Source organism: Bradyrhizobium sp. WSM4873 (genome assembly GCF_055811355.1).
In genome coordinates this window covers 167,899-190,787 of the sequence record NZ_JBVVPS010000006.1, presented here as the reverse complement: position 1 = coordinate 190,787, position 22,889 = coordinate 167,899, and the positions used below count along the sequence as shown (strand labels likewise).

The 22,889-nt window shown below is 64.8% G+C and carries 22 protein-coding genes and 1 tRNA gene; 12 read left to right on the top strand and 11 right to left on the bottom strand.

Annotated features, from left to right (window positions below):
* Nucleotides 1-4 precede the first annotated feature (4 nt).
* A complete protein-coding gene (locus AC0L21_RS11855; protein ID WP_473261472.1) occupies nt 5-2,008 on the top strand; it encodes an acetyl/propionyl/methylcrotonyl-CoA carboxylase subunit alpha in 2,004 nt (667 codons plus the stop codon).
* 1 nt (nt 2,009) lies between these two features.
* The gene (locus AC0L21_RS11850; RefSeq protein WP_473261470.1) at nt 2,010-2,921 is read left to right on the top strand and encodes a hydroxymethylglutaryl-CoA lyase; all 912 of its coding nucleotides are present in this window, start codon (nt 2,010-2,012) and stop codon (nt 2,919-2,921) included.
* A 2-nt stretch (nt 2,922-2,923) separates the two neighbouring features.
* Here AC0L21_RS11850 and AC0L21_RS11845 read toward each other — a convergent pair whose 3' ends face one another.
* The 4 genes from AC0L21_RS11845 to AC0L21_RS11830 form a co-directional block, all read right to left on the bottom strand.
* Nucleotides 2,924-3,850, bottom strand: a complete 927-nt coding sequence (locus tag AC0L21_RS11845) for a dihydrodipicolinate synthase family protein (RefSeq protein ID WP_473261468.1) — start codon at nt 3,848-3,850, stop codon at nt 2,924-2,926.
* 76 nt (nt 3,851-3,926) lie between these two features.
* Nucleotides 3,927-4,910, bottom strand: a complete 984-nt coding sequence (locus AC0L21_RS11840; RefSeq protein WP_473261466.1) for a TRAP transporter substrate-binding protein — start codon at nt 4,908-4,910, stop codon at nt 3,927-3,929.
* A gap of 24 nt (nt 4,911-4,934) precedes the next feature.
* Nucleotides 4,935-6,200, bottom strand: a complete 1,266-nt coding sequence (locus tag AC0L21_RS11835; RefSeq protein WP_473261462.1) for a TRAP transporter large permease — start codon at nt 6,198-6,200, stop codon at nt 4,935-4,937.
* Nucleotides 6,200-6,808: a TRAP transporter small permease gene (locus tag AC0L21_RS11830; RefSeq protein WP_473261650.1), complete on the bottom strand. Its 609-nt coding sequence runs from the start codon at nt 6,806-6,808 to the stop codon at nt 6,200-6,202. Before AC0L21_RS11830 ends, AC0L21_RS11835 begins: the two co-directional genes overlap by 1 nt.
* 205 nt (nt 6,809-7,013) lie before the next feature.
* Between AC0L21_RS11830 and AC0L21_RS11825 the strand changes: the two genes are divergently transcribed.
* Nucleotides 7,014-7,697, top strand: a complete 684-nt coding sequence (locus AC0L21_RS11825; protein WP_473261460.1) for a GntR family transcriptional regulator — start codon at nt 7,014-7,016, stop codon at nt 7,695-7,697.
* Between the two features lie 95 nt (nt 7,698-7,792).
* On the opposite strand, the gene AC0L21_RS11820 is transcribed toward AC0L21_RS11825, so the two are convergent.
* Genes AC0L21_RS11820 through AC0L21_RS11810 form a run of 3 tightly spaced genes read right to left on the bottom strand, consistent with a single transcriptional unit; the run spans nt 7,793 to nt 10,721 of the window.
* Nucleotides 7,793-9,151 (bottom strand): TRAP transporter large permease, encoded by a 1,359-nt coding sequence (locus AC0L21_RS11820; RefSeq protein ID WP_027517811.1) that lies wholly within the window; start codon nt 9,149-9,151, stop codon nt 7,793-7,795.
* Nucleotides 9,148-9,702: a TRAP transporter small permease gene (locus AC0L21_RS11815; RefSeq protein ID WP_473261457.1), complete on the bottom strand. Its 555-nt coding sequence runs from the start codon at nt 9,700-9,702 to the stop codon at nt 9,148-9,150. Before AC0L21_RS11815 ends, AC0L21_RS11820 begins: the two co-directional genes overlap by 4 nt.
* On the bottom strand, nt 9,699-10,721 hold the full coding sequence (locus AC0L21_RS11810) for a TRAP transporter substrate-binding protein (protein WP_247286133.1): 1,023 nt from the start codon (nt 10,719-10,721) through the stop codon (nt 9,699-9,701). Before AC0L21_RS11810 ends, AC0L21_RS11815 begins: the two co-directional genes overlap by 4 nt.
* Nucleotides 10,722-11,054: 333 nt before the next feature.
* Between AC0L21_RS11810 and AC0L21_RS11805 the strand changes: the two genes are divergently transcribed.
* The gene (locus AC0L21_RS11805) at nt 11,055-11,297 is read left to right on the top strand and encodes a pentapeptide MXKDX repeat protein (RefSeq protein WP_007591301.1); all 243 of its coding nucleotides are present in this window, start codon (nt 11,055-11,057) and stop codon (nt 11,295-11,297) included.
* A 154-nt stretch (nt 11,298-11,451) separates the two neighbouring features.
* On the opposite strand, the gene AC0L21_RS11800 is transcribed toward AC0L21_RS11805, so the two are convergent.
* Complete coding sequence (locus AC0L21_RS11800; RefSeq protein ID WP_473261455.1) at nt 11,452-11,799, bottom strand: DUF6481 family protein; 348 nt, start codon at nt 11,797-11,799, stop codon at nt 11,452-11,454.
* Between the two features lie 266 nt (nt 11,800-12,065).
* Between AC0L21_RS11800 and AC0L21_RS11795 the strand changes: the two genes are divergently transcribed.
* The 3 genes from AC0L21_RS11795 to AC0L21_RS11785 all read left to right on the top strand — a co-directional run bounded on the left by AC0L21_RS11795 (nt 12,066) and on the right by AC0L21_RS11785 (nt 13,603).
* On the top strand, nt 12,066-12,302 hold the full coding sequence (locus AC0L21_RS11795; RefSeq protein ID WP_473261453.1) for a hypothetical protein: 237 nt from the start codon (nt 12,066-12,068) through the stop codon (nt 12,300-12,302).
* A gap of 70 nt (nt 12,303-12,372) precedes the next feature.
* The gene (locus AC0L21_RS11790; RefSeq protein ID WP_473261451.1) at nt 12,373-12,609 is read left to right on the top strand and encodes a hypothetical protein; all 237 of its coding nucleotides are present in this window, start codon (nt 12,373-12,375) and stop codon (nt 12,607-12,609) included.
* 184 nt (nt 12,610-12,793) lie between these two features.
* Nucleotides 12,794-13,603, top strand: coding sequence for a hypothetical protein (locus AC0L21_RS11785; protein WP_473261449.1), 810 nt, complete (start codon nt 12,794-12,796; stop codon nt 13,601-13,603).
* Nucleotides 13,604-13,715: 112 nt separating this feature from the next.
* Here AC0L21_RS11785 and AC0L21_RS11780 read toward each other — a convergent pair whose 3' ends face one another.
* Entirely contained in the window at nt 13,716-13,877 is a 162-nt protein-coding gene (locus AC0L21_RS11780; RefSeq protein ID WP_473261447.1) for a hypothetical protein, read from the bottom strand.
* A 246-nt stretch (nt 13,878-14,123) separates the two neighbouring features.
* Between AC0L21_RS11780 and AC0L21_RS11775 the strand changes: the two genes are divergently transcribed.
* Nucleotides 14,124-14,273: a hypothetical protein gene (locus tag AC0L21_RS11775; RefSeq protein ID WP_197031201.1), complete on the top strand. Its 150-nt coding sequence runs from the start codon at nt 14,124-14,126 to the stop codon at nt 14,271-14,273.
* Nucleotides 14,274-14,619: 346 nt separating this feature from the next.
* On the opposite strand, the gene AC0L21_RS11770 is transcribed toward AC0L21_RS11775, so the two are convergent.
* Complete coding sequence (locus AC0L21_RS11770) at nt 14,620-14,847, bottom strand: DUF2171 domain-containing protein (RefSeq protein WP_247349066.1); 228 nt, start codon at nt 14,845-14,847, stop codon at nt 14,620-14,622.
* Between the two features lie 149 nt (nt 14,848-14,996).
* Here AC0L21_RS11770 and AC0L21_RS11765 point away from each other — a divergent pair, with 149 nt between their 5' ends.
* From AC0L21_RS11765 to AC0L21_RS11755, 3 genes are all read left to right on the top strand, one after another.
* Nucleotides 14,997-16,274: a hypothetical protein gene (locus AC0L21_RS11765; RefSeq protein WP_473261444.1), complete on the top strand. Its 1,278-nt coding sequence runs from the start codon at nt 14,997-14,999 to the stop codon at nt 16,272-16,274.
* Nucleotides 16,275-16,344: 70 nt separating this feature from the next.
* Nucleotides 16,345-16,662 carry a hypothetical protein gene (locus AC0L21_RS11760; RefSeq protein WP_473261441.1) on the top strand — a complete coding sequence of 106 codons (318 nt, stop codon included), beginning with the start codon at nt 16,345-16,347 and terminating at the stop codon, nt 16,660-16,662.
* A 165-nt stretch (nt 16,663-16,827) separates the two neighbouring features.
* Nucleotides 16,828-17,001 (top strand): hypothetical protein, encoded by a 174-nt coding sequence (locus AC0L21_RS11755; RefSeq protein ID WP_473261438.1) that lies wholly within the window; start codon nt 16,828-16,830, stop codon nt 16,999-17,001.
* A 163-nt stretch (nt 17,002-17,164) separates the two neighbouring features.
* Here AC0L21_RS11755 and AC0L21_RS11750 read toward each other — a convergent pair.
* Nucleotides 17,165-17,241: transfer RNA gene (locus AC0L21_RS11750), tRNA-Arg, on the bottom strand.
* A gap of 403 nt (nt 17,242-17,644) precedes the next feature.
* On the opposite strand from AC0L21_RS11750, the gene AC0L21_RS11745 reads away from it, so the two are divergent.
* Nucleotides 17,645-22,849 carry an alpha-2-macroglobulin family protein gene (locus tag AC0L21_RS11745; protein WP_473261436.1) on the top strand — a complete coding sequence of 1,735 codons (5,205 nt, stop codon included), beginning with the start codon at nt 17,645-17,647 and terminating at the stop codon, nt 22,847-22,849.
* Nucleotides 22,850-22,889: the final 40 nt, after the last annotated feature.

The window sequence follows — 22,889 nt, the reverse complement described above, 5'->3', positions numbered from 1 at the left end:
TGCGATGGATCGCTCAAAGCTCTACCGCCGTTTTCGCACCCTCCTGATCGCCAACCGCGGCGAGATCGCCTGTCGCGTCATCCGCACCGCGCGCGCCATGGGCCTGCGCACGGTCGCGGTCTACTCCGAAGCGGACCGCGATGCGATGCATGTCGCGCTCGCCGACGAGGCCGTGCTGCTCGGGCCCGCACGTGCCCGCGACAGCTATCTCAATCCCGAACGGCTGATCGAGGCCTCGCGCAAGACCGGCGCGGAGGCGATCCATCCCGGCTACGGCTTCCTGTCGGAGAATGCCGAATTTGCCCAAGCGTGTTTCGACGCCGGCATGGTCTTCGTCGGCCCCACCGCCGCGATGATGACCGCCATGGGCTCGAAGTCGGGATCGAAGGCACTGATGGAAAAGGCCGGCGTACCGCTGGTGCCCGGTTATCACGGCGAGGCCCAGGACGATGCGACGCTGGCGAAGGCGACCGAGAAGGTCGGTTTCCCCATTCTGGTGAAGGCGTCCGCCGGCGGCGGCGGACGTGGCATGCGCATCGTTCGCTCCGCGGATGAACTCGCGCCTGCGATCGTCAGCGCGAAGCGCGAGGCCAAGGCGGCGTTCGGCGACGACCGCATGCTGATCGAAAAATATGTCGACAATCCCCGCCATATCGAGGTGCAGATCATCGGCGACAGCCACGGCAATCTCTTGTCGCTGTTCGAGCGTGAATGCACGCTGCAGCGCCGCCACCAAAAGGTGATCGAGGAGGCGCCGTCGCCGACGCTCAATGCGGCCCAGCGCGAGACGGTCTGTGCCGCCGCGCGAAAGGCGGCCGGAGCCGTCAATTATGTCGGAGCCGGCACGATCGAGTTCGTCTCCGACGGCAAGGACGTGTTCTTCATCGAGATGAACACCCGCCTCCAGGTCGAGCATCCCGTGACCGAGCTGATCACCGGGATCGACCTCGTCGAATGGCAGCTCCGCGTCGCCTTCGGCGAGGCGCTCCCGATGAAACAGGACGAGATCAAGCTTCAAGGCCACGCCGTGGAGGCGCGGGTCTATGCGGAGAATCCGACCAAGAACTTCATGCCGTCGGTGGGCAAGATATCAACCTGGCGTCTGCCCGCTGAAACGGGGGGGCTGCGCATCGACTCCGGCTATCGGGAAGGCGATGCGGTCTCGCCGTACTACGATGCGATGCTGGCGAAGATGATCGCCTGGGCGCCGACGCGGGATGTCGCGATCGAGCGGCTGAACCGCGGGCTGGAAGAGTCCGACGTCCGCGGCATCGTCACCAACATCCCGTTCCTGTCGGCGCTGATGACGCATCCGAAGGTGCGGGCGAACGCGATCGACACCGGGTTCATCGAGCGCGAGCTGGCGGTCCTGACGCAGGCCTCGCCGGCGCCCGGCGAGCTCGAGCTGTGTGCCGCGGTGGCCGCTGTGATCAACGACGAGCGGCAGGCTGCGCAGGCGGAGGCGAATTCGCCCTGGCAAACGTTTGGCTGGATGCCGGTCGGCCGCCGCCAGCGCGGCTTTGCTTTCCGCGTTGGCCACGGACCCGAGCAGAAGGTCGCTCTAAACTATGGCAGCGGCCCGTCGACGCTGATGATCGGCGAGCGCGAGCTGGCGTTCGCGATCGTGACGAAGGACGGCGGCTTCGACCTGACGCTCGACGGCGTCAAAACGTCGGTCGCTGCCGTGATCGACGGCCATGAGCTATATCTGCGCACGCGCAACGGGCGATTCGACCTGCATTGGGTCGATCCGTTCGGTGGCGAGACCGAGGAGCAGGCCGGCGCGGACAAGATCGCGGCGCCCTTGCCGGGCACGGTCGTCGCCGTGCTGGCGGAGGAGGGTGCCAAGCTCGAGAAGGGCGCGCCGATCCTGACCCTGGAAGTGATGAAGATGGAGCAGACCTTGCGTGCGCCCTATGCCGGCGTGCTGAAGTCCATCAAATGCAAGGTCGGCGACATCGTCCAGGAGGGCGTCGAGCTCGCCGTGGTCAAGCCTTCCGGAGAATGAGATGAGCGATCAGGTCCGCATCATCGAAATGGGGCCGCGCGATGGCCTGCAGAACGAGAAGACGGCGGTCAGCGTCGAGGCCCGGATTGCCTTCATCGAGGCGCTGGTCGCCGCCGGCCTGAATACAGTCGAGGTCGGCGCCTTCGTCTCGCCCAAGGCGATCCCGCAGATGGCGAGCTCGGACGCTGTGCTGCGCGGCGTCAGCCACCTGACCGGCCCCGAATTCCACGTGCTGGTGCCGAACGAGAAGGGCTATGACGCCGCGCGCGCCGCCGGCGCCGAGACCGTCTCGGTGTTCGCCGCAGCCTCCGAGGGCTTTTCGCGGGCCAACATCAACTGCACGGTCGCGGAGTCCATCGAACGGTTCAAGCCGGTGCTGGCGCGCGCCAAGGCTGATGGTGTCAAGGTACGCGGCTATATCTCGTGCGTGCTCGGCTGTCCGTTCGACGGCGAGATCAAGCCGAAGGCGGTGGCCGATCTCGCCACCACTCTGTGGGAGCTCGGCTGCTACGAAATCTCGCTCGGCGACACCATCGGCGTCGGCACGCCCGAAAAGGCCAAAGAGATGCTGCGGGCGGTCAGCGCCAACATCCCTCCCGCCAATCTCGCGATGCATTTCCACGACACTTACGGCCAGGCGCTCGCCAATCTCTATGCGGGGATGGAGGAAGGCGTCCGCGTCATCGACGCCGCCGCCGGCGGCCTCGGCGGCTGTCCCTACGCGCCGGGTGCGACCGGCAACGTCGCGACCGAGGATGTCGTCTACATGCTCGAGGGCATGGGCGTCAGGACCGGCGTCGATATGGACCGGTTGCTGGCGGCAATCAACGAGATGAGCGGCGTGCTGGGCAAGCCGCCGGTGAGCCGCGTGGCGTCCGCGCTGAACGCCAAGCGGAAGCGCGTCGCGATCTAGGCCTATGCTGCCTTCAGCCCGACATCCGGCAGGCGCGGCCGGGTCCTGAGCGCCTTGACCATCATCGCTTCGACCTCGGCCTTCTCCTGCGGCAGCAGAGCGAGGCGGGGCGGGCGGGTCAGCGCGGTGCCGCGGCCCATGATGTGCTCGCACAGCTTGATGCACTGGACGAGGTCCGGGCGCGCGTCGAGATGCAGCAGCGGCATGAACCATTCGTAGAGCGGCATCGCCTCGGCAAGGCGGCCCGCCTTGGCCAGGCGAAACAGCGTTTCGCCCTCGCGCGGGAAGGCGTTGGACATGCCGGAGACCCACCCCACGGCGCCCATGGCGATGCTCTCGACGATGACATCGTCGAGGCCGGCGAACAGCACGAAGCGATCGCCGACCATGTTCCTGGTGTCGATGAAGCGCCGAGTATCTCCGGAGGAATCCTTGAAGCAGACGACGGTCTCGACATCGGCGAGCGTAGCCAGGATGTCGGGGGTGACGTCGTTCTTGTAGATCGGCGGATTGTTGTAGAGCATCACGGGCAGATCGGTCGCGCTGGCGACGGCGCGGAAGTGAGCGGCGGTCTCGTGCGGCTTGGACGAATAGACCAGGGCCGGCATCACCATCACGCCGTCGATGCCGACGCGCGCTGCCTCCTTCGCGGTTTCGACCGCGAAGGCCGTGGTGAATTCGGCGATGCCGCACAACACGGGCACGCGGCCGGCCGCGACGGACTTCGCGGTCTCCATGATCGCGATCTTCTCCTTGCGCTCCAGCGAGGTGTTCTCGCCAACCGAGCCGCAGACGATCAGGCCGGAGACGCCGTCACGGATCAGCCCGTCCATCACCTTGGCGGTCGCGTCGATGTCGAGCGAGAGATCGTCGTGGAATTGCGTGGTGACGGCCGGGAAGACGCCTTCCCAGGAAACGCGGCGGCTCATGGTTCGACTCCGAGTGGATTTGGCCGGCGGGGGGCTGGATCCGCCGGGTGTTTTGAAAGGGGATAGCGGGGTGGGTTTAGAGCGTGGCGCCGACCTTGCGCAGCTCGGCCAGGACGGGTGCCTTCGGCAGCCAGATCTTATCGAACTCGGCAATGACAGCTTCGGTATCGCCGGCCGGCACCTGGCGGATCGGGATCGGCGCGTTCTTGAAGTTTTCGATCAGCGTCGGCTCGTTCGAGGCGAGCTCGTCGATCTGCGCGTCCAGCGTCGACTTGACGGTCTTGGCGATCAGCTCGCGGTCGGCGGCGGGAAGCGACTGCCAGACCCGGCCCGAGACCACTGCGGCCATCGGCATGAAGACGGCGTTCATCTGCAGGATCACTTTCGACACCTTGTCGAAGCGCTGGTTCCAGGAGAATTCAAGGTCGGCTTCGAGGCCGTCGACCTGACCGTTGGCCATCGCATCGAACACCTGCGGCGTCGGGATCGGCGTTGGTGCCGCGCCCAGAGAGGAATAGAAATCGCGATAGACCGGCGTCGGATTGATCCGCAGCTTCATGCCTTTGATGTCAGCAAGCGAAGTCAGATCCTTGGAGGAGAATACCGCCCGCATGCCCGTGATGCCCCAGCCTAACCCGATCGTCCCGGTCTCCTGCGGCAGCACCTCGAACAGCTTGACCGCCGCCGGATGCCGCACGAATTTCGCGACCGCAGGGGTCGAGCGGACGATGTAGGGCGCGTTGATCGCGGCGATATGCGGCACGCGCGAGCCGAGCTCCGCGGCCTGGATGAAGCCCATGTCGAGGGCGCCGGACTGCAATTGCTGCATCATCGCGGGTTCGTTGCCGAGCTGGCCGGAGTGGAACACGGTCAGGGTCAGGCGGCCGTTGGTGGCGGCCTTGAGGTCTTCACCGAATTTGAGCGCAGCCTTGTTCCAGGAATGGCCGTTGGGCGTGATCAGGCCGAGACGGAATTCCTTGGCCTGGGCGAGCGCCAGCGACGGCGTAAACACCGATGCGGCGGCGCTGGCAGCGAGAAAGCGGCGGCGTGAAAGCGGCATGGTCGGGCTTCCTTTTGGACGTGCCTATTTGATGAGGATCAGCGAAAGCGACGGATAGAGCGAGAGCAGCACCAGCAGGACGCAGGAGATGACGAAGAACGGCAGCGTCACCATGAACATCTTGCCGGGCTTGGCGCCGGTGACGGCGGCCGCGACGAAGAAGCAGAGCCCGACCGGCGGCGACAACAGGCCGAGCACGAGGTTGATCACCACCACGACGCCGAAATGCCTGGGATCGATGTGATAGACGTCGGTTGCGACCGGCAGCAGGATCGGCACCGTCATGATCAGGCCGGGAATGCCGTCGATGACAGTGCCGATCACCAGCAGGATCACATTGCAGATCAGCATGAAGCTGACCGGGTCCTTGGCGGCCGTCTGGATCCAGGCGGCGGTTTCCTGCGGCACCTTGCCGAAGATCAGCACCCAGGAGAACACCGCCGCGGCGGCCACCAGGAACAGCACGATCGCCGAATAGATCGCGCTACGCAGCATCATTTGCGGCAGCTGCGAGAATTCGAACTCCCTGGTCCAGAACTTTCCGACCAGGGCTGCGGCAACGGCGCCGACGGCGGCGGATTCCGTCGCGTTGGCGAGGCCGCCGAGGATGGTGCCGACGATGACGATCGGGATCAGGAGGGTGGGCGAGGTCCGCAGGATCGTCATGACGCGCTGGCGCGGCGTCTGATAGTCCGCGCGCGGATAGTTATAGACGTATCCCATCAGTGCGATGACAACGCAGAACATCACGGTGAGGATGACGCCCGGCACGATGCCGGCGATCAGCATGTCGCTGACCGAGACCTGCGCGAGCACGCTGTAGACCACGAACATCACCGAGGGCGGGATGATCGGGCCGAGCATGCCGCCATAGGCGGTCAGTCCCGCCGCAAACGTCTTGTCGTAGCCCTTCTTCTCCATCTCCGGCACCATGATCTGGGCCATGATCGCGACCTGCGCGGTCGCAGATCCCAGGATTGAGGAGATGAACATGTTGGCGAGGATGTTGACGTAGGCGAGCCCGCCCTTGAGCGAGCCGACGAAGGCCATCGCCATGTCGACGATGCGGCGCGTGATGCCGCCGCCGTTCATGATCTCGCCGATGAGGATGAAGAGCGGGATCGCGATCAGGCCGTAGCTGTCGACGCCGCCGAACAGCTGGAGCGGATAGGACTGGAACAGCACCGGATTGCCGGACGCCGCGATGTAGACCAGGCCGGCGAGGCACAGGCAGAGGCCGATCGGCACGCCGACCAGCATGATCGCGAGGAAGGCTGCCGACGTGATCATCAGTTGACCCCGTCGAGTTCGGAAAGGGCAAAGCCCTTCGGGGGCGTGCGCGGGACCAGTTCGAGATCTTCCAGCAAATTGGCGAGACCATGCACGGTCATCGAGACCGCGAAGATCGGCAGCGTCAGATAGAGCACCCAGGTGGGCCAATTCAGGGTCTGAGTATGCTCCGTGTAGAGGAAATTGAAGGTTTCGGCGGCGAGCTTGCGCCCGTCGAAACCGGCGCGGGCAAGGCCAATCGGGTCCATCCAGAGCACGCAGGTGATGATCAGGGCGAGGCCGAACACGACGACGAGGCCAGTCGAGATCACCTTCGCGATCTTCTGGGCGGGGAGCGAAAGACGTTCCGTCAGCATCGTGACCGCGAAATCGAGCCGCAGCCGCGTCATTGCGGAGGCGCCGACGAATGTCAGCCAGACCACGCAATAGACCGCGGACTCGTCGATCCAGTAGATCGGGAAATGCGAGTAGCGGGTGACGACGTTGACCAGGATCAGGGCGGTGAGCAGGTACATCAGGCCCATCAATGCGATCCGCTCGACGGCGAGCAGGGCGCTGGAGGCGCGGACGACCATGCGTCGAACGCTGAACGCGCGCGTGGCCGGCATCGTCTGCTCGATCATGAAGAGGCCCCATTGCCCGCAAGATTTATCGTGCGATGATCGAATGTATAATTTATACATTTTGGCTGTCAAATGGAATCGCGGGCTGCGTCGAAGGCGTGCACGCGTTTTTTTGCGGGGACGCGATGACCTCAACATGCAAGACAGGGACCGTTCCGGCCGGCCGAGTCGGGGAGGGACGGAAGATCGGATGAAAGCGCCTCTGAAACATCGCACCCTGTCGGCTGCGATCGTCGACCAACTCCGGCAGGCAATCCTCGACGGGACCTATCCGGCCGGATCGCAACTGCGCCAGGATGCGCTTGGCGAGGCCTATGGCGTCAGCCGTATCCCCGTGCGCGAGGCGCTGTTTCAGCTCGAAGCGGAAGGTTTGGTGCGGATCGTTCCGCAGAAGGGCGCCATCGTCTCCGAGCTGTCACTGGACGAGATCAACGACGTCTTCGACCTCCGCCGTATCCTGGAGCCGCGGCTGCTGGCGCACTCGGCTCCCCGATTCACAACGGAGGATTTCGCCGGGCTCGACGACATCCATAAAAGCTTTGAGAAGGCGATTAAGGCGCGCAATGTCAGCGAATGGGGTCAGCTCAACGCCGACTTCCATATGGCGCTCTATGTCCATGCCCCGCAGCCCCGCACCCGGGCGATCGTGCTGTCACTGCTCCAGACCAGCGACCGCTACACGCGCCTGCAGCTCTCCAACACCAAGGCGATGGGGATCGCCGAGAAGGAGCACGCCCATCTGATCGCGCTCTGTCGCGCGCAAAAAGTCGAGGAGGCCTGCCGGTTTTTGGAGCGGCACATCGAAGCCGTGCGCAAGGATCTATTGCAGGTGGTGGCGATCGCGCCGCGGTCGCGGCGCAAAGAGAAATCGTAGGGTGGGTTAGCGAAGCGTAACCCACCACTTTTCTGACCGCATTGACGAGAGGAGGTGGATTGCGCCTTCGGCGAATCCACCTTACGGGAGGAGTTTCACCTGCTCCCGTCCGGCCCCATCACCAGGTCCGGCAGCCCGGTCGAGATGCCCGGCACAAAGCACAGCAGCAGCACCGCGAGCATCATCAAGAGCACGAAAGGAAGCGTGCCCCAGATCACCTCGCGCAGGGGAATGTCCGGCGCGACGTTGCGAATGACGAAGATGTTGAGGCCGACGGGTGGATGGATCAGCCCCATCTCCATCACGATGGTCATGACGACGCCGAACCAGATGATGTCGAAATTGGCGGCGCGGAGCGGCGGCAGGATGATCGGCGCGGTCATGAGAATAATCGAGACCGGCGGCAGGAAGAAGCCGAGCACGACGACCATGACGAGGATCGCGAACAAGAGGCCCCAGCGCGGCAGATGCATCGCGACGACGGATTCGGCGGCGGATTGCGAGATGTGCAGATAGCTCATCACGTAGGAATAGAGCAGCGACATGCCGATGATCATCATCAGCATGGTCGATTCCCGGATCGTCGATTTCAGGATCGGCGCGAGGTCGCTCGGCCGCCACACGCTGTAGATCGCCGCGATCAATGCCAGCGCCAAGAGGCCGCCAAGGCCGGCAGTCTCCGACGGCGTGGCGTAGCCGCCATAGAGCGCGATCATGACGCCGGTGAGCAGCAGCACGAAGGGGATCACGCGCGGCAGCACGCTGAAGCGTTCCGCGAGCGTGTATTCGTCGCGGGCGAGGATCGCAGCTTCCGGGCCGCCGTTCTTGTAGATCGCTTCGGCCGCGGCATATTCCTGGCGGAAGCGGATCACGGCGTAGACGCCGAACAGCGAGACCAGCAGCAGGCCGGGTCCGATGCCGGCGAGGAACAGCCGTCCCAGTGATTTTTCGGCGGCGACCGCAAACAGGATCATGGTGATCGACGGCGGCAGCAGAATGCCGAGCGTGCCGCCGGCGGCGATGATCCCGGCGGCAAAGCCGCCGGAATAGCCGCGCTTGCGCATCTCGGGGATGCCGGCCGAGCCGATTGCCGAGCAGGTCGCGGGCGAGGAGCCCGCCATCGCCGCAAACAGCGCGCAGGCGAACACATTGGCGACGCCGAGGCCGCCCGGGACGCGGTGCAGCCAGGCGTGCAGGGCCGAGTAGAGATCCTGGCCGGCGCGCGACTTGCCGATCGCGGCGCCCTTCAGGATGAAGAGCGGAATCGACAGCAGCGTGATCGAGGCCATTTCCTCGTAGACGTTCTGCGTCACCGTATCGAGAGAGGCGGCGGGCATGTAGATGCCCATGAACACGACCGCGACCGCGCCGAGCGCGAACGCGATCGGCATGCCCGAAAACATCACGACCAGCGTCGCGATCCCGTAGGCGAGGCCGATACCGAAAACGCTCATGAACGCCTGGCTCCAGCGAAAGGCAGCGCAAGCTGCACGAGGATCTGGACGCAGAGCAGGCTCATGCCGAACGCCATCAGCGAATAGGGGATGGCCAGCGGCGGCGACCACATCGAGTTCGAGACCTGGCCGTCGACATAGGCTTCATGCGCCAGCGTCCAGGACTTCCAGGCGAAGAAAGCGCAGAACAGAAGCGTCACCGCGTCGACCAGCCAAAGCCTGATCCGGTTCGCCAGCGGCGAGAGCAGGCCGACGAAGGCCTCGATGCCGATGTGACCGCGGTTCTGCTGCACGTAGGCGGCGGTCATGAAGGTGGCGCCGACCAGCAGGAACACCGCCGCCTCGTCCTGCCAGTAATTGGCGGCCTTGAACAAGGCGCGGCTGAGCACGCTGTAGCTCAGGATGGCGCAGGCCGCGATCAGTGCGATCGCGGCGAACACGACGATGATGTTGTTGAGGATGGCGAGACCGCGATCGATCGCCGCCGCAAGGCTGGTCCTTGCGGCGGCGTTGGCCTGGTCGTCACGATCCGGAAGCGGACCGTGGCTCATGCGGCGACGTCGGTCGCGAGCTTGAGCAGGTTGGCCGAGGTCGCGGTCTTGGCGCCGTAGTCCTTCCATGCGGTGTCGCGGGCGATGTCACGCCACTTGCCGACGGTCGCGGCATCGAGCACCGAGACCTTGGCGCCGGCCTTCTCGTAGACCTTGGCGACCTCGACGTCGTCATCCTGCGCGCCCTTGCGGCCGAAGGCTTCGAGCTCGGTGCCGACCGCGAGCAGAACGTCCTGCTGGTTCTTCGGCAGCTTGTCGAAGATCGCCTTCGACATCATCAGCGGCTCGAGCATGAACCAGTAGGACGCGCCTGCGCCCGAGGTCAGCGACTTCGCGACCTCTTCGAGGCGGAACGAGATCAGGCTGGTCGAGGAGGTGATGCCGGCATCGCAGGCACCCGTCTGCATCGCTGCGTAGATTTCGTTCGAGGGCACCGACAGCACCGAGGCGCCGGCGGTCTGCAGCACCATATCCATCTCGCGCGAGCCGCCGCGCACCTTGAGACCCTTGGCATCTTCGGGGGCAACGATCGGCTTGGAGCGGCTGGCGACGCCGCCGGCCTGCCACACCCAGCTGAGCAGGATGATGCCCTTGTCGGCGAGGAAGTCGGTCAAGGCCTTGCCGACCGGCTCCTTCTTCCAGCGCATGCCCTGGTCGTAGGTGGTGACGAGGCCCGGCATCAGGCCGATATTGGTTTCCGGCAATTCGCCGCCGGCATAGGGCATCGGGTAGAGGCTGATGTCGAGCGCGCCCTTGCGCATCGCGGAGAACTGCGCGTTGGTCTTGATCAGCGAGGAGTTCGGATAGATTTCGGCGGCGATGTCGCCATTGCTGCGCTTGGCGACTTCGGCGGCGAACATGCGGCAGAGCCGGTCGCGGAAGTCGCCCTTGTCGACGGTGCCGCCCGGAAATTGATGCGAGATTTTCAGCGTGGTCGCGGCATGCGCGGTGCCGGTGCCGAAACGGAGAATGGCGGGTGCGGCGACGGCGGTCGCAATCAGGTGGCGGCGCGTAAGCATGGCGTGATTCCCTTGGACGGTTCTTGGGACGGTTCTTTGGAGGGCTATTGTTTGCCGTGATTTTGGGCTGGTCTTCGAGATCGTGCTGAGGCTCATCCTAGCCGGTCTTTCAGACAATGTTCTCTAGTCTGATAGTTCGAGACCGAATGCCGCGGCAAGTGTCGGTCATGCTGCGTTGCACACTCCCCGATCTCCTGCATCCGCCAAACAAGGGACGGCGGCGGGCGCGCAGAAATTTATCGGCGGTGGCGTAACAACGCCCCGTGGCAATCCGTCGAGATCAGATAGCGGCGTCCGTCGCTGACAAACATCATCTCAAAGGGAAGACCAGTCATGACCATTCGTACCCGCATCGCGCTCGGCGTTTCGGCGGCCGTTCTCTCGCTCGGCCTCGCGCTGTCGCCGGCCGCCTTTGCCCAGGACAAGATGGGCAAGGACGACGGCATGATGAAAAAGGACACGATGTCCAAGGACGGCATGAAGAAGGACACCATGTCCAAGGACGACGGCATGAAGAAGGACACGATGTCGAAGGACGGGATGAAGAAAGACGACGGGATGATGAAGAAGCACTGAGCTTCCATCGTCGAGGAGGCGCTTGCGACAGGCAGACGCGCGCCAAAAATCCGGGGGCGGTCACGTAGACCGCCCCCCAGAGTGTTGTTTCAGTCCAAATTCAATTGAACGTGACTTGCGAGCGCTAGACTTGCGAGCGTCAGACTTGCGAACGTTACTTGCGCTTCGCCTTGCGGGCGGCGTAGCGGGCGTCTCGCTTGGCCTTTTGATCGGCCTCGGCTTCGGCCGCCTTCGCGACGGCTTCTTCGGCTTCGCGGGCGATCCGCGCAGCCTCGAGCGCGGCAGCCTCTTCTTGCAGGCGCTTCTGCTCGGCCTTTTCCGCCTCTCGCGCAGCTTTTGCCTCGGCGCGCTTGGCCGCAAGGGCCTCGCGCTCCGCACGCTTCGCCACAACCGCGGGATCATCCGGCCCCGGCTGCGACTTGAATTTGTTCAAAAGGTTCTTGCGTGCTTCCTGTGCCGCCTTTTGTCGGTCGGAGAAGCCTGGCTCCCTAAATCCACTCATCGGCGAACCTTGTCATCCTCGCTTTCGATCCTACATCACTGCCTGTTGGTACGTCGGCTGGGCATAGCGGGCGCCGCGCGACGCAGATGCGTGTACATCGGCGCGCGCCGTGATGCCACCTATAATCGCAGCCGATCAGGTAGACGAAAATCGCCGCCCCGACGATCTCTCGTAGCCCCGAAAAACTGCCGAATTGTGATGTCCCTCATAAGGGGGCACCAGGGCGGTGCCTAGCGTCCGCCCAGTATGAGACGCGGAGCACGGGTATGACGATCTCACGACTGAGCCTGAAGGCGCTCGCAATCGCCGTTGTGGTGGCAGCCCTGGCCGGTGCCACGCTGCTCCTGGCCCGGCCGCAGCCGATCGAAAGTGCCGTCCTGGGCACAGATTGGGAATGCACCCAGACCGCGTTTGTGCTTACGACCTGCGCACCGCGGGTCCAGCAGGCGATCCCGGCGGCCGAAACCTCGCGCAAGGAAGCGATCCGGCCGACCCGAGGCTAGGAAGCTTGGCGGGATGTGACCTCACGCCGCGGAGGTGATAAAGCCCGCTCGCCCCCGTGATCGGTCAGCCATGCCCAAGCCCGAAGCCAAGCCCGAACCTAAGCCCGAACCGGGCGCGAAGGCCAAATCCACTCCAAAACCTCAATCCGGTGACAACCGTCGCGGCGCCATCGCCGGCTTGATCATCGCCATCGTGATCCTCGGTGTCGGCTGGTGGCTCGCCCGCGATCTCACCTCCGCGAGCAAGATGCAGGACTGCCTGATGTCCGGGCGAAGCAACTGCAACGTGATCGAGCCGGCCCGCTAGAAGCGCTCCAGCGGGGCTCCCGCTGACGAAAAAATGTCGTGATCTTAATCATTTGTAACGGGACTTAGCCGACCAAAGCAGGTCAGTCATGTCAGCCGGCGTCAGCTCAGCGCGAGCCGAATCATCTATCGCGGCAGGCATCACGGCCATTGACGGCAATCGAGAGAGTAGGGGGCAAGCGCGCATGAGTGCGTCCAGTCGCATCAAGATCATCATTCCCTTGGTTTCGGCGATGTCATTGCTCGCCGTCCCGGCGCAGGCTCAGGACGCCAGACCGCCGAGAGACGCCGCCCAGCCATCGGCCGGGCCAGGCGCCGGCGCGCCGCCTCAGAACATGCGAAAGGGGCCGCCGCCGCAGCAGGCTGCCCGGCCTGCGCCACAGGCCGGCGTCCAGCCCTACGCCGGCGGTCTTGGTCATGCAGGTCCGGGTCCAAACCTTGCTCTCGCGAGTCCAGGTCCTGCGCCGCGTAATGCCGGCGGTCCGCCGCCCGGACGCAATTACGCCAGGGGTCCCGCACCGGCGCGCGACTGGGGCGGACACACCTATCGCGGCCATCTCGCCTGGGATGGCGGACGCTGGCGCCACGAAGTCCACAACGGCCGCTCCGGCTGGTGGTGGGATGTAGGCGGCGCGCGGTATTATTATCCGCAGCGGATGGAGGGGCCTCCGGCCTACATCTCGGAGGACTATTACGATGACGTGCCTGTGGCCTACGCCCCGCCGCCGGTCGCCTATGAACCGCCGCCGCCTCCGCCGCCGGCCGATCCTGGTGCGAGCGCGCTTGGTGGCGCTATCGTGGGCGGCGTGCTGGGCGGCCTGATATCGGGCAACGCCTCGGGTGCGGCCGCAGGCGCTGTGATCGGCGGTGCCACCGGGGCGATCGCCGGCGCGACGGCTGCTTCGCGCCCCGGCTACTATCTGGCCCAGGGCAACTGCTACTACCGCTATCCGAGCGGCCAGTATGTGCAGGCTGACCCCCGGGCGTGCTACTGAGCACGCCAGGCGAGAGCTGAAGCGAAGAGGGGGGCGAAAAGTCCGCCTCTTTTCGTTTTGGCGTTGGCCGTCAGCTGGCCGGAAATTGATTCGAGGGCGATCACCCCGCGCGTCAGGACACCAGCCAGCTGAAGAACGCGATCGCGGCCCAGACCAGACCTGCGATCCAGGCCAGCATCACGATACCGATGGTCGCAAGATAAGCGATGCCGAGCGGGTCGGATCTTTCGCGTCGCGGCGGGACGGCAATTTCGGCTGCGGCTTCTTGTGTCATGACGGGAATATCTCCCAAGCCTTCTCGCTCTCTGGGAGCGCTGAGGACTGTTTAGCGGAGACGCCGGGCGCCGGCTGTGACGCACTTCACAGATCGGTGCGCATCGAGCCCACAATCGGGGCGGGTCGCTCGAAACATGCGTGAGTTGGATCGCGTCGCAAATCCGTGTCGGGAGGCGTTAACCCCGCAATCATACGGGCGAAATTGCCACGCGCATGTCCAGATCGTCCGGCTAGAATTGGCTTCATGTGTACCAAGTACGATCCACAGCATGAAGCCGAGGCGGCGATGAAGCGCGCCGTGGCGGCCGAAGGTCCTGACCGGCAACGTCTCATCGAGCTGGCCCTGGCCTGGCATCAACTCGCCCGCGACCGGCGCGAAGAGCGGACGGACTGAGGCCACGCTCTTACGACATTACCCCTATTCACAGAAAAACCCCGTGCTCGGGGGGACGAGCACGGGGTTCTCGAGAGCCGATCGGGGCTGGCAAATCGGCGCCACTTGATAGCGAACGCGCTGATCGCAGGTTCGTTCCGCGCCCTTCAATTCTTTTCGCGCGAGAACGCCGCCATCGACGCCCATCGGCTGCGGCCCGTGCTCGTGACGCTCGACGCTTGACGCGAGCCGCCGAAACGCGGCGTTAAGACTCGTTCGGACGACGATTTTCCGATCGCGATTCGTTTCGGGGAACGAAGCGGAGCAGGACCGTGAACAAACAAAAGTCCCGAGGCGACTTGCTGGCTCAGGCTGCTTCCGACTTCGGCACCGCGTCGGCATTGACCGAAAGCTTGACGACATCGCCTTCGACGGCACCCACATATTTCGTGTCGATGTAGTGATGATGGTCCTTGTGACCTTCCGGGCTGTCCTTCCGCGTCAGTTTGATGCGGTTGCCCTCGACTCGATCGACGGTGCCGACATGGGCGCCGTCCTTGCCGATGATCTTCATGTGCTCTCTGATCTCGCTCATGCTGTTCTCCTTGTGCAGTGTCAACGGCGAGGACCGGTCTTCGTTGCAAGGAGGAGCGGGGCCGACTGTCTGGAGCCAATGCGTTCGCCGAACGTTGAAAGGCAGTCGCAATTGCCAAGATCCGCATCAAGACCCTTATCAAGATCCGCATGGAGACCACCGAGGCCTATCTCGAACGAAAGCACAGGGAAATCGGGCTGCTGAACGATTGCCTGAGGAGCCCGCTGCATTTGGCTCGTCCGCAGTCGGTCGACGAGGTCGTGGACTCCAAGTTTCAGCTCGCCGCCGCGCTACGCGCGGAACATGCGCTGCAGGACTGGAAGGCGACGGAAACGGCCTGGTCGCACGCGGCGTCTCCCAGCAGCGGTCCGTTCGTGTTCAGCTACGATTATCAGCGCGCTGACCTCAAGGTACGCGGTCCCTCGTTCTATGAACTCGAGCGGGGCTGCGGGAGCGAGGCGGTCTATACCGCCTCCGGCATGGCCGCGATTTCCGCGCTGCTGCTCGCGTCCGCACGAATCACCGGCAAGGCAGATGTCGTGGTGCTGCCGGGCACCTACGGCGAGACACTGGAGCTGATCGAGAGCCTCGTCCCCCATTTACGGCTTGTCACCGCCAGGCTCCCGCTGGGCGAAGCGTTCGCTGCGGCGGCCTCGCCACGGCTTCTCCTGCTGGATTCATGCGTCCCTGCCGGAGCGTTCGAAGCCGCTTTGCGTTGCGACGGTTCGGGGCTCGACCTGTTGATTTTCGACACGACATGTTTCGCCGGCAGATCCGGGCGCATCCGGCGCGTCCTGAGATGGGCCGCGAGATGGGACATTCCCGTCGTGTTGGTGCGAAGCCACAACAAGCTGGATTCGCTCGGGGTGGAATACGGCCGGCTCGGCTCTGGTGTGTTCGTGCATTGGAGACGGAAGGACCTCAAGGCGGAGCAGCTGCTGTCCGAAAGCCTGGCGGCGGAAACCCGCAATGCCGTCCGGCTTCTCGGCGGCGCGGCGCTGCCGGCGCACTTCCCGCCATTCGTGGGCTCAGTGGCCTATTGGGCCCTGACGAAAAGGCGCGTCGCCGCGATTCTGCGCAACGGCCGCCAGACGGCGCGATATTTCGCCTCCGAGCTCGCTTCGCTCTCGGCCGAGCTGCATTTCACCCACGGCCTCTATGTCACGCTTCGCGGCAGGCGCGCCCTCGATGAGGCGAGCGCGCGGCAGGCCGCCGAAGACATGAGCCGCGACCTCGGCGGCAAAGGCTTCCCCATTCGCCACGCCGGCAGTTTTGGTTTCGATTTCGCGGCGACCGAGTGGTTTCACGACGCGACTACGGATCGGTACAGCGTCCGGGTGGCGGTGCCGGATCTGCCGACCGAGTTGTGGAAGGATCTCGCGGCGGCGATTGCCGGGTGGTGGGCGCGACATCAGGGGCGACACTGAAGGGTGAGTACGGTGCAAGGCTATGACAGAGCGACCGAAAGCGTTTCCTTACAGGGAATGCACGTGGCATGTGTCAGACGAACAGTCCCAGCAATGGCTTGCGGTGCTTGAAAAGACGGGTGCAGCCAACGTCCGAGCGCGCCTAGCCCAGACCGACGCGGCATCCGCAGGAGCGATTGCGATCGGAACCGCGCCCGTCATGACGATCGGGTTCGCCCAGGAATGGCTGAACTGGAAAGATAATCAAAAATCCGAGGCGGATATCGAACGGCACGAGCGGCAGATCTGGTGGACTCGGACCGCGGCAATCGCCGCATCGGTCGCCGCCTTGAGCGCACTGTTCGGCTGGATTTGGACGATCTTCATCCGGGGGATTAATGGCCTGTAACAGACATGATTGTTACGTTGCGCCTACATCCGCCAGACGAGAGCGGCGAGTGCGCTGTTTCAATCGATCGCCAGGCATTCTTCCACGGCCGGCTTCTGGTGGCCGCGACGCGCCCACGCCTGAACGGCGAAGGCGAGTTGGTGCTGACTGGCGGCCGCGTCCGCGATGGAAGCCCGCGCCGTCGCGATGGGCTTTGTGATGACGCCGGAGTTCACGACTCCCGCGTCAACTGCCAGGAACGATATTGCCACAATCGCCACCGCAGATGCGATAGCCATTCTCGTCAAGTCGGATAGTGGCATCGAAGTCCTTATCGGGCGCACGTCGCTCGGCGGTTAGATAGGGCTCGTTTGCCAAGATCAAAGCCCGGGGCGAGGCGACCCACGCGTTCGTGAAGGACGGTGGATTCTGCAGGCGCGCATCGTAGACGGGGCTCACGAGTGAACGGCGGTGCATCGAGTCGCCGTGCGCCGGTGATGTCCCGGGTGGATGAGACTGAAATTGGCGATCCCGGCAGGAATCGAACCTGCAACCCTCAGAGTAGAAATCTGATGCTCTATCCAGTTGAGCTACGGGACCGTCTTGAGCCGCCCTGGTTGGGGGCCGGCTGTTCATCTACCATGCCATTATGAAAAATATCGTCTTCCGCCAAGCCTGAACCGAACCGTTTTCCGCGAAGCCGCGACAAAGCGGAACGGTGGGGTGTCAGGGTGCCGGGTTGAGCGGCAGCGGACTGGACGATGGATCACATCGCCGGGAACGCTGGCCAGCTTCCGGGACACGGCCGCCGGACGACTGGTCGGATATTGCTGCGCCATCAGGACGGCGTGCGTGGCGATAGCTTGATCGGTCTCCTCTGGGCCTGCCTTGTCATGGCGAATGCGACGGTTTGCACCTTTGGTTCCATCGCCTTGAGTCCGTCACCTTTCCGCGCATTTCATGCGACAAGCGGCGTTCGTCCGCGATTTCCGGGAGTCCATCCATGATCGGTCTTGTTCGCGCCGTCACACTCTGCGCCACGCTGGCGTTCGGCCTTAGCGTAGCGCAGGCCGCCGACAAAGCCTTCAAACGGGACGACCTCGCCGATTCCGCGATCAAGCTGGAGGCGCAGATCAAGGGCGAGGCGGGGCCGGTCGCCAAGAGCGGCGCGAGCTTGCGCACCGACGCCGATGCTGCCTTCCGGCGCAACGACTACCGCACCGGCCTGTCGGTGCTCGGCCAGATCGCGGCGACCACGCCGGAAGACGCCGGCAACTGGCTGCGCCTGGCAAAGGTCATCTTCCAGATATCGCCGAAGAGCTCGAGCGAGCAGACGTTCCTGCTGGAGCGCGCCTCGACCGCCGCCTACATCGCCTACCAGCGCGCCGGGAATGCGGGCGAGGAGGCCGACGCGCTCGCAGTGCTCGGCAAGTCGCTGTCCGAACGCAAGTTGTGGCGGCCGGCGCTGGATGCGCTGCGGCTGTCCCTCGACATGCGGGAAGTCGCCGACGTCCGCGGCCAGTATGAGAAGATGCGCGACGAGCACGGTTTTCGGCTGCTCGACTACACCGTGGACTCGGACTCCGCCAGTCCGCGCGCCTGCTTCCAGTTCTCGGAGGAGCTGGCAAAACGCACCGATTTCGCGCCGTACCTCGCGCTGGCGGGCCAGGACAAGCCGGCGCTGTCGGCCGAGGGCAAGCAGCTCTGCGTCGACGGGCTGAAGCACGGCGAGCGCTACAACATCAATCTGCGCGCCGGCCTGCCGTCCACCGTGAAGGAAGGCCTGCCGAAATCGGCCGAGTTCAACGTCTATGTGCGCGACCGCAAGCCCTTCGTGCGCTTCACTAGTCGCGCCTATGTGCTGCCGAGGACCGGCCAGCGCGGCATTCCCGTGGTCAGCGTCAACACGCCAGCCGTCAACATCAACGTGTTCCGGATCGGCGACCGCAATCTGATCAACACGGTGGTCGACAGCGATTTCCGGAAGACCCTGTCGAAATACCAGCTCAGCGATCTCGGCGGCGAGCGCGGCGTCAAGGTCTGGACCGGCGAGCTCGCGACCGCGATGACGCTGAACCAGGACGTCACCACGGCGTTCCCGGTCGACCAGGCGCTGGGCGAACTCCAGCCCGGCGTCTATGTGATGACGGCTGCGGCCAAGGGGCCGGGTTCGGACGACGACTACCAGCTCGCCACCCAATGGTTCATCGTCTCCGATCTCGGCGTCACGGCCTATTCCGGCAATGACGGTATCCATGTTTTCGTGAATTCGCTGGCCACGACCGATCCGGTCGGCAAAGCCGAGGTGCGGCTGGTCGCGCGCAACAACGAGATTTTGGCCACCCGCAAGACCGATGAGAGCGGCCATCTGCTGTTCGAGGCGGGGCTTGCGCGCGGCGAGGGCGGCCTGTCGCCGGCGATGCTCACCGTGACCGGTGAGAAGGCCGACTATGCTTTCCTCAGCCTCAAATCCTCCGCCTTCGATCTGTCGGACCGTGGCGTTTCGGGCAGGGTCGTGCCTGCGGGCGCCGACGCCTTTGTCTATGCCGAGCGCGGCGTCTACCGCTCCAGCGAGACCGTCTATCTCACCGCGCTATTGCGCGACGGGCAGGGCAACGCCGTCACGGGCGGGCCGATGACCCTGGTGATCGAGCGTCCCGACGGTGTCGAATACCGCCGCGCCGTGCTGTCCGACCAGGGCGCCGGCGGGCGCACCTTATCCATGCCGCTCAACTCGGCCGTCCCGACCGGGACCTGGCGGGTGCGCGCCTTCACCGATCCGAAGGGCTCTTCGGTCGGCGAGACCACCTTCATGGTCGAGGATTACGTCCCTGACCGGATCGAATTCGACTTGTCTGCCAAGGACAAGCTGATCAAAGCTAACGCTCCAGTGGAGCTTAAGGCGGACGGTCATTTCCTCTATGGCGCGCCGGCCTCCGGGCTGGCGCTTGAAGGCGACATGCTGGTCTCGCCCGCGTCCGAGCGGCCGGGCTTCGCCGGCTACCAGTTCGGCGTCGCCGATGAGGAGACCACCTCGAACGAGCGCACGCCGCTGGAAAACCTGCCGGAAGCTGACGCCAACGGCGTTGCGACCTTCCCGGTCACGCTCGACAAGCAGCCGGCCTCGACGCGGCCGCAGGAGGCGCAGATCTTCGTCCGCATGGTCGAGACCGGCGGCCGCGCCGTCGAACGCAAGATCGTGCTGCCGGTCGCGCCTGCTGCCGCCATGATCGGCATCAAGCCGCTATTCGGCGACAAGAACGTCGCCGAGGGCGACAAGGCCGAGTTCGATGTCGTGTTCGTCTCGCCCGAGGGCGAGAGGCTGCGCCGCGACGGCCTGCGCTACGAGCTCCTGAAGATGGAGTCGCGCTACCAATGGTATCGCCAGAGCAATTACTGGGAGTACGAGCCGGTCAAATCGGCCTCGCGCGTTTCTGATGGCGACGTGACCGTCGCCGCGGACAAGCCGTCGCGGATTTCGCTGACGCCACGGCCCGGCCGCTACCGGTTGGACGTGAAGTCGAACGACGCCGACGGGCCCGTGACCTCGGTACAGTTCGACGTCGGCTGGTATTCCGACGGCAGCGCCGACACGCCGGACCTCCTGGAGACCTCGATCGACAAGCCGCAATACGCCTCGGGCGACACGATGACCGTGTCGGTCAATGTCCGCAGCGCCGGCAAGCTGACCGTCAACGTGCTCGGCGATCGCCTGCTGACGACGCAGACCATCGACGTCAAGGAAGGCACCGCGCAGGTGAAGCTCCCGGTCGGCAAGGACTGGGGCACCGGCGCCTATGTGGTGGCGACGCTGCGCCGGCCGCTCGATGCGGCCGCGCAGCGCATGCCGGGCCGGGCGATCGGACTCAAATGGTTCGGCATCGACAAGCAGACCCGCACGTTACAAGTGAAGCTGACGCCGCCGGCTCTCATCCGGCCGAATGCAATGTTGAAGATCCCCGTCAAGCTCGACGGGCTCAATCCGGGCGAAGACGCCAAGATTGTCATCGCCGCGGTCGACGTCGGCATCCTCAATCTCACCAATTACAAGCCGCCGGCGCCGGACGACTATTATCTCGGCCAGCGCCGCCTGAGCGCGGAGATCCGCGATCTCTATGGGCAACTCATCGACGGCATGTCGGGCACGCGCGGGCAGATCAAGTCCGGCGGCGACGCCGGTGCCGCCGAGCTCCAGGGCTCGCCGCCCGCGCAAAAGCCGCTCGCGCTCTATTCGGGCATCGTCACCGTTGCCGCCGACGGCACCGCAGAAGTGAGCTTCGACATTCCGGAGTTCGCCGGCACCGCGCGCGTGATGGCGGTGGCGTGGACCGCGACCAAGCTCGGTCGCGCCAACACCGATATCGTGATCCGCGACCCTGTCGTGCTGACCACGACCCTGCCGCGCTTCCTGCTCAACGGCGACCACGGGACGGTCAATCTCGAGATCGACAATGTCGAGGGGCAGGCGGGCGATTACGTCATCAACGTGAAGACGGGCGGGCCGGTGAAGATGACCGGCAATCCCGCAACCACGGTCAAGCTCGCCGCCAAGCAGCGGAATTCGTTCACGCTCGCCATCGACGCGACGGCGGCGGGGCAGGCGACGCTCGACGTCGACATCAAGGGGCCGAACGGCCTGGCGCTGGCACGCCATTATGCGCTCGACGTCAAGGCGGCGACGCAAGTCCTGGCGCGGCGCTCGATCCGGACGCTCGCGAAGGGTGAGAGCCTGACGTTGACCTCGGATATGTTCGCCGATCTCGTTCCGGGCACCGGCAGCGTCTCCGTCTCGGCCAGCCTGTCGACTGCGCTCGATGCGGCGACGATCCTCAAGGCGCTCGATCGCTATCCCTATGGCTGCTCGGAGCAGATCACGAGCCGGGCGATGCCGTTGCTCTATGTCAACGATCTCGCGGCCGGCGCGCATCTGGCCATGGACACCGAGGTCGACCAGCGCATCCGTGACGCGATTGAGCGGCTTTTGGCCCGTCAGGGCTCCAACGGCTCGTTCGGGCTGTGGTCGGCAGGCGGTGACGACGCCTGGCTCGACGCGTACGTGACCGACTTCCTGACCCGCGCCCGCGAAAAGGGCTTTGTGGTCCCGGACGTGCTGTTCAAGACCGCGCTGGATCGTATCCGCAACTCCGTCGTCAACGGCAACGAGCCGGAGAAGGACGGCGGCCGAGATCTCGCCTACGGCCTCTATGTGCTGGCGCGCAACGGCGCGGCGCCGATCGGCGACCTCCGCTATCTCGCCGACACCAAGCTGAGCAACCTCGCAACTCCCATCGCGAAATCGCAGCTCGCCGCCGCGCTCGCGCTGGTCGGCGACCGCAACCGCGCGGAGCGGGTCTATGGCGCAGCGCTCGACAGTCTCGCCCCAAAACCCGTGCTGGAGTTCGGCCGCACCGACTACGGCTCGCAGCTCCGCGATGCCGCGGCGCTGGTATCGCTTGCCAGTGAAGGCAATGCGCCGAAGGCGACGCTGACGCAGGCGGTGTCGCGGGTCGAGACTGCGCGCGGGCTGACGCCCTACACCTCCACGCAGGAGAATGCGTGGCTGGTGCTGGCGGCGCGCGCGCTCGCCAAGGAGAACCTGTCGATGGAGGTGGACGGCCAGCCGGTCAAGACCGCGCTGTACCGCAGCTACAAGGCCGCGACCCTGGAGGGCAAGCCGCTGAAGATCACCAACACCGGAGACGCGCCGGTGCAGGCGGTGGTCTCGGTGTCGGGTTCGCCGGTGACGCCGGAGCCTGCGGCATCGAACGGCTTCAAGATCGAGCGCAGTTTCTTCACGCTCGACGGCAAGCCTGCTGATATCAGCAAGGTCAAGCAGAACGACCGCTTCGCCGTGGTGCTGAAGATCACCGAGGCCAAGCCCGAATACGGCCACATCATGGTGTCCGACTATCTGCCGGCCGGCCTGGAGATCGACAATCCGAAACTGGTGTCGTCGGGCGACAGCGGCACGCTGGGCTGGATCGAGGATGGCGAAGAGCCAGAGGACACCGAGTTCCGCGACGACCGCTTCACGGCTGCCGTCGACCGGGCCTCGGATTCGAAGGCGGTCTTCACCGTGGCCTACGTCGTGCGTGTGGTCTCGCCCGGCAAATACGTGCTGCCGCAGGCCTATGTCGAAGACATGTACAATCCCTCGCGCTATGGCCGCACCGGGACCGGCACGGTCGAGGTGCGGGCGGCGAAGTGAATGAGATGAAAGCCGAGCCACATACTGTGTCGTCATGCCC

Coding starts and splice junctions, on each gene's coding strand:
- AC0L21_RS11855 (WP_473261472.1), top strand. CDS start 5: ATGGATCGCTCAAAGCTCTACCGCCGTTTTCGCACCCTCCTGATCGCC.
- AC0L21_RS11850 (WP_473261470.1), top strand. CDS start 2,010: ATGAGCGATCAGGTCCGCATCATCGAAATGGGGCCGCGCGATGGCCTG.
- AC0L21_RS11845 (WP_473261468.1), bottom strand. CDS start 3,850: ATGAGCCGCCGCGTTTCCTGGGAAGGCGTCTTCCCGGCCGTCACCACG.
- AC0L21_RS11840 (WP_473261466.1), bottom strand. CDS start 4,910: ATGCCGCTTTCACGCCGCCGCTTTCTCGCTGCCAGCGCCGCCGCATCG.
- AC0L21_RS11835 (WP_473261462.1), bottom strand. CDS start 6,200: ATGATCACGTCGGCAGCCTTCCTCGCGATCATGCTGGTCGGCGTGCCG.
- AC0L21_RS11830 (WP_473261650.1), bottom strand. CDS start 6,808: ATGCCGGCCACGCGCGCGTTCAGCGTTCGACGCATGGTCGTCCGCGCC.
- AC0L21_RS11825 (WP_473261460.1), top strand. CDS start 7,014: ATGAAAGCGCCTCTGAAACATCGCACCCTGTCGGCTGCGATCGTCGAC.
- AC0L21_RS11820 (WP_027517811.1), bottom strand. CDS start 9,151: ATGAGCGTTTTCGGTATCGGCCTCGCCTACGGGATCGCGACGCTGGTC.
- AC0L21_RS11815 (WP_473261457.1), bottom strand. CDS start 9,702: ATGAGCCACGGTCCGCTTCCGGATCGTGACGACCAGGCCAACGCCGCC.
- AC0L21_RS11810 (WP_247286133.1), bottom strand. CDS start 10,721: ATGCTTACGCGCCGCCACCTGATTGCGACCGCCGTCGCCGCACCCGCC.
- AC0L21_RS11805 (WP_007591301.1), top strand. CDS start 11,055: ATGACCATTCGTACCCGCATCGCGCTCGGCGTTTCGGCGGCCGTTCTC.
- AC0L21_RS11800 (WP_473261455.1), bottom strand. CDS start 11,799: ATGAGTGGATTTAGGGAGCCAGGCTTCTCCGACCGACAAAAGGCGGCA.
- AC0L21_RS11795 (WP_473261453.1), top strand. CDS start 12,066: ATGACGATCTCACGACTGAGCCTGAAGGCGCTCGCAATCGCCGTTGTG.
- AC0L21_RS11790 (WP_473261451.1), top strand. CDS start 12,373: ATGCCCAAGCCCGAAGCCAAGCCCGAACCTAAGCCCGAACCGGGCGCG.
- AC0L21_RS11785 (WP_473261449.1), top strand. CDS start 12,794: ATGAGTGCGTCCAGTCGCATCAAGATCATCATTCCCTTGGTTTCGGCG.
- AC0L21_RS11780 (WP_473261447.1), bottom strand. CDS start 13,877: ATGACACAAGAAGCCGCAGCCGAAATTGCCGTCCCGCCGCGACGCGAA.
- AC0L21_RS11775 (WP_197031201.1), top strand. CDS start 14,124: ATGTGTACCAAGTACGATCCACAGCATGAAGCCGAGGCGGCGATGAAG.
- AC0L21_RS11770 (WP_247349066.1), bottom strand. CDS start 14,847: ATGAGCGAGATCAGAGAGCACATGAAGATCATCGGCAAGGACGGCGCC.
- AC0L21_RS11765 (WP_473261444.1), top strand. CDS start 14,997: ATGGAGACCACCGAGGCCTATCTCGAACGAAAGCACAGGGAAATCGGG.
- AC0L21_RS11755 (WP_473261438.1), top strand. CDS start 16,828: ATGGAAGCCCGCGCCGTCGCGATGGGCTTTGTGATGACGCCGGAGTTC.
- AC0L21_RS11745 (WP_473261436.1), top strand. CDS start 17,645: ATGATCGGTCTTGTTCGCGCCGTCACACTCTGCGCCACGCTGGCGTTC.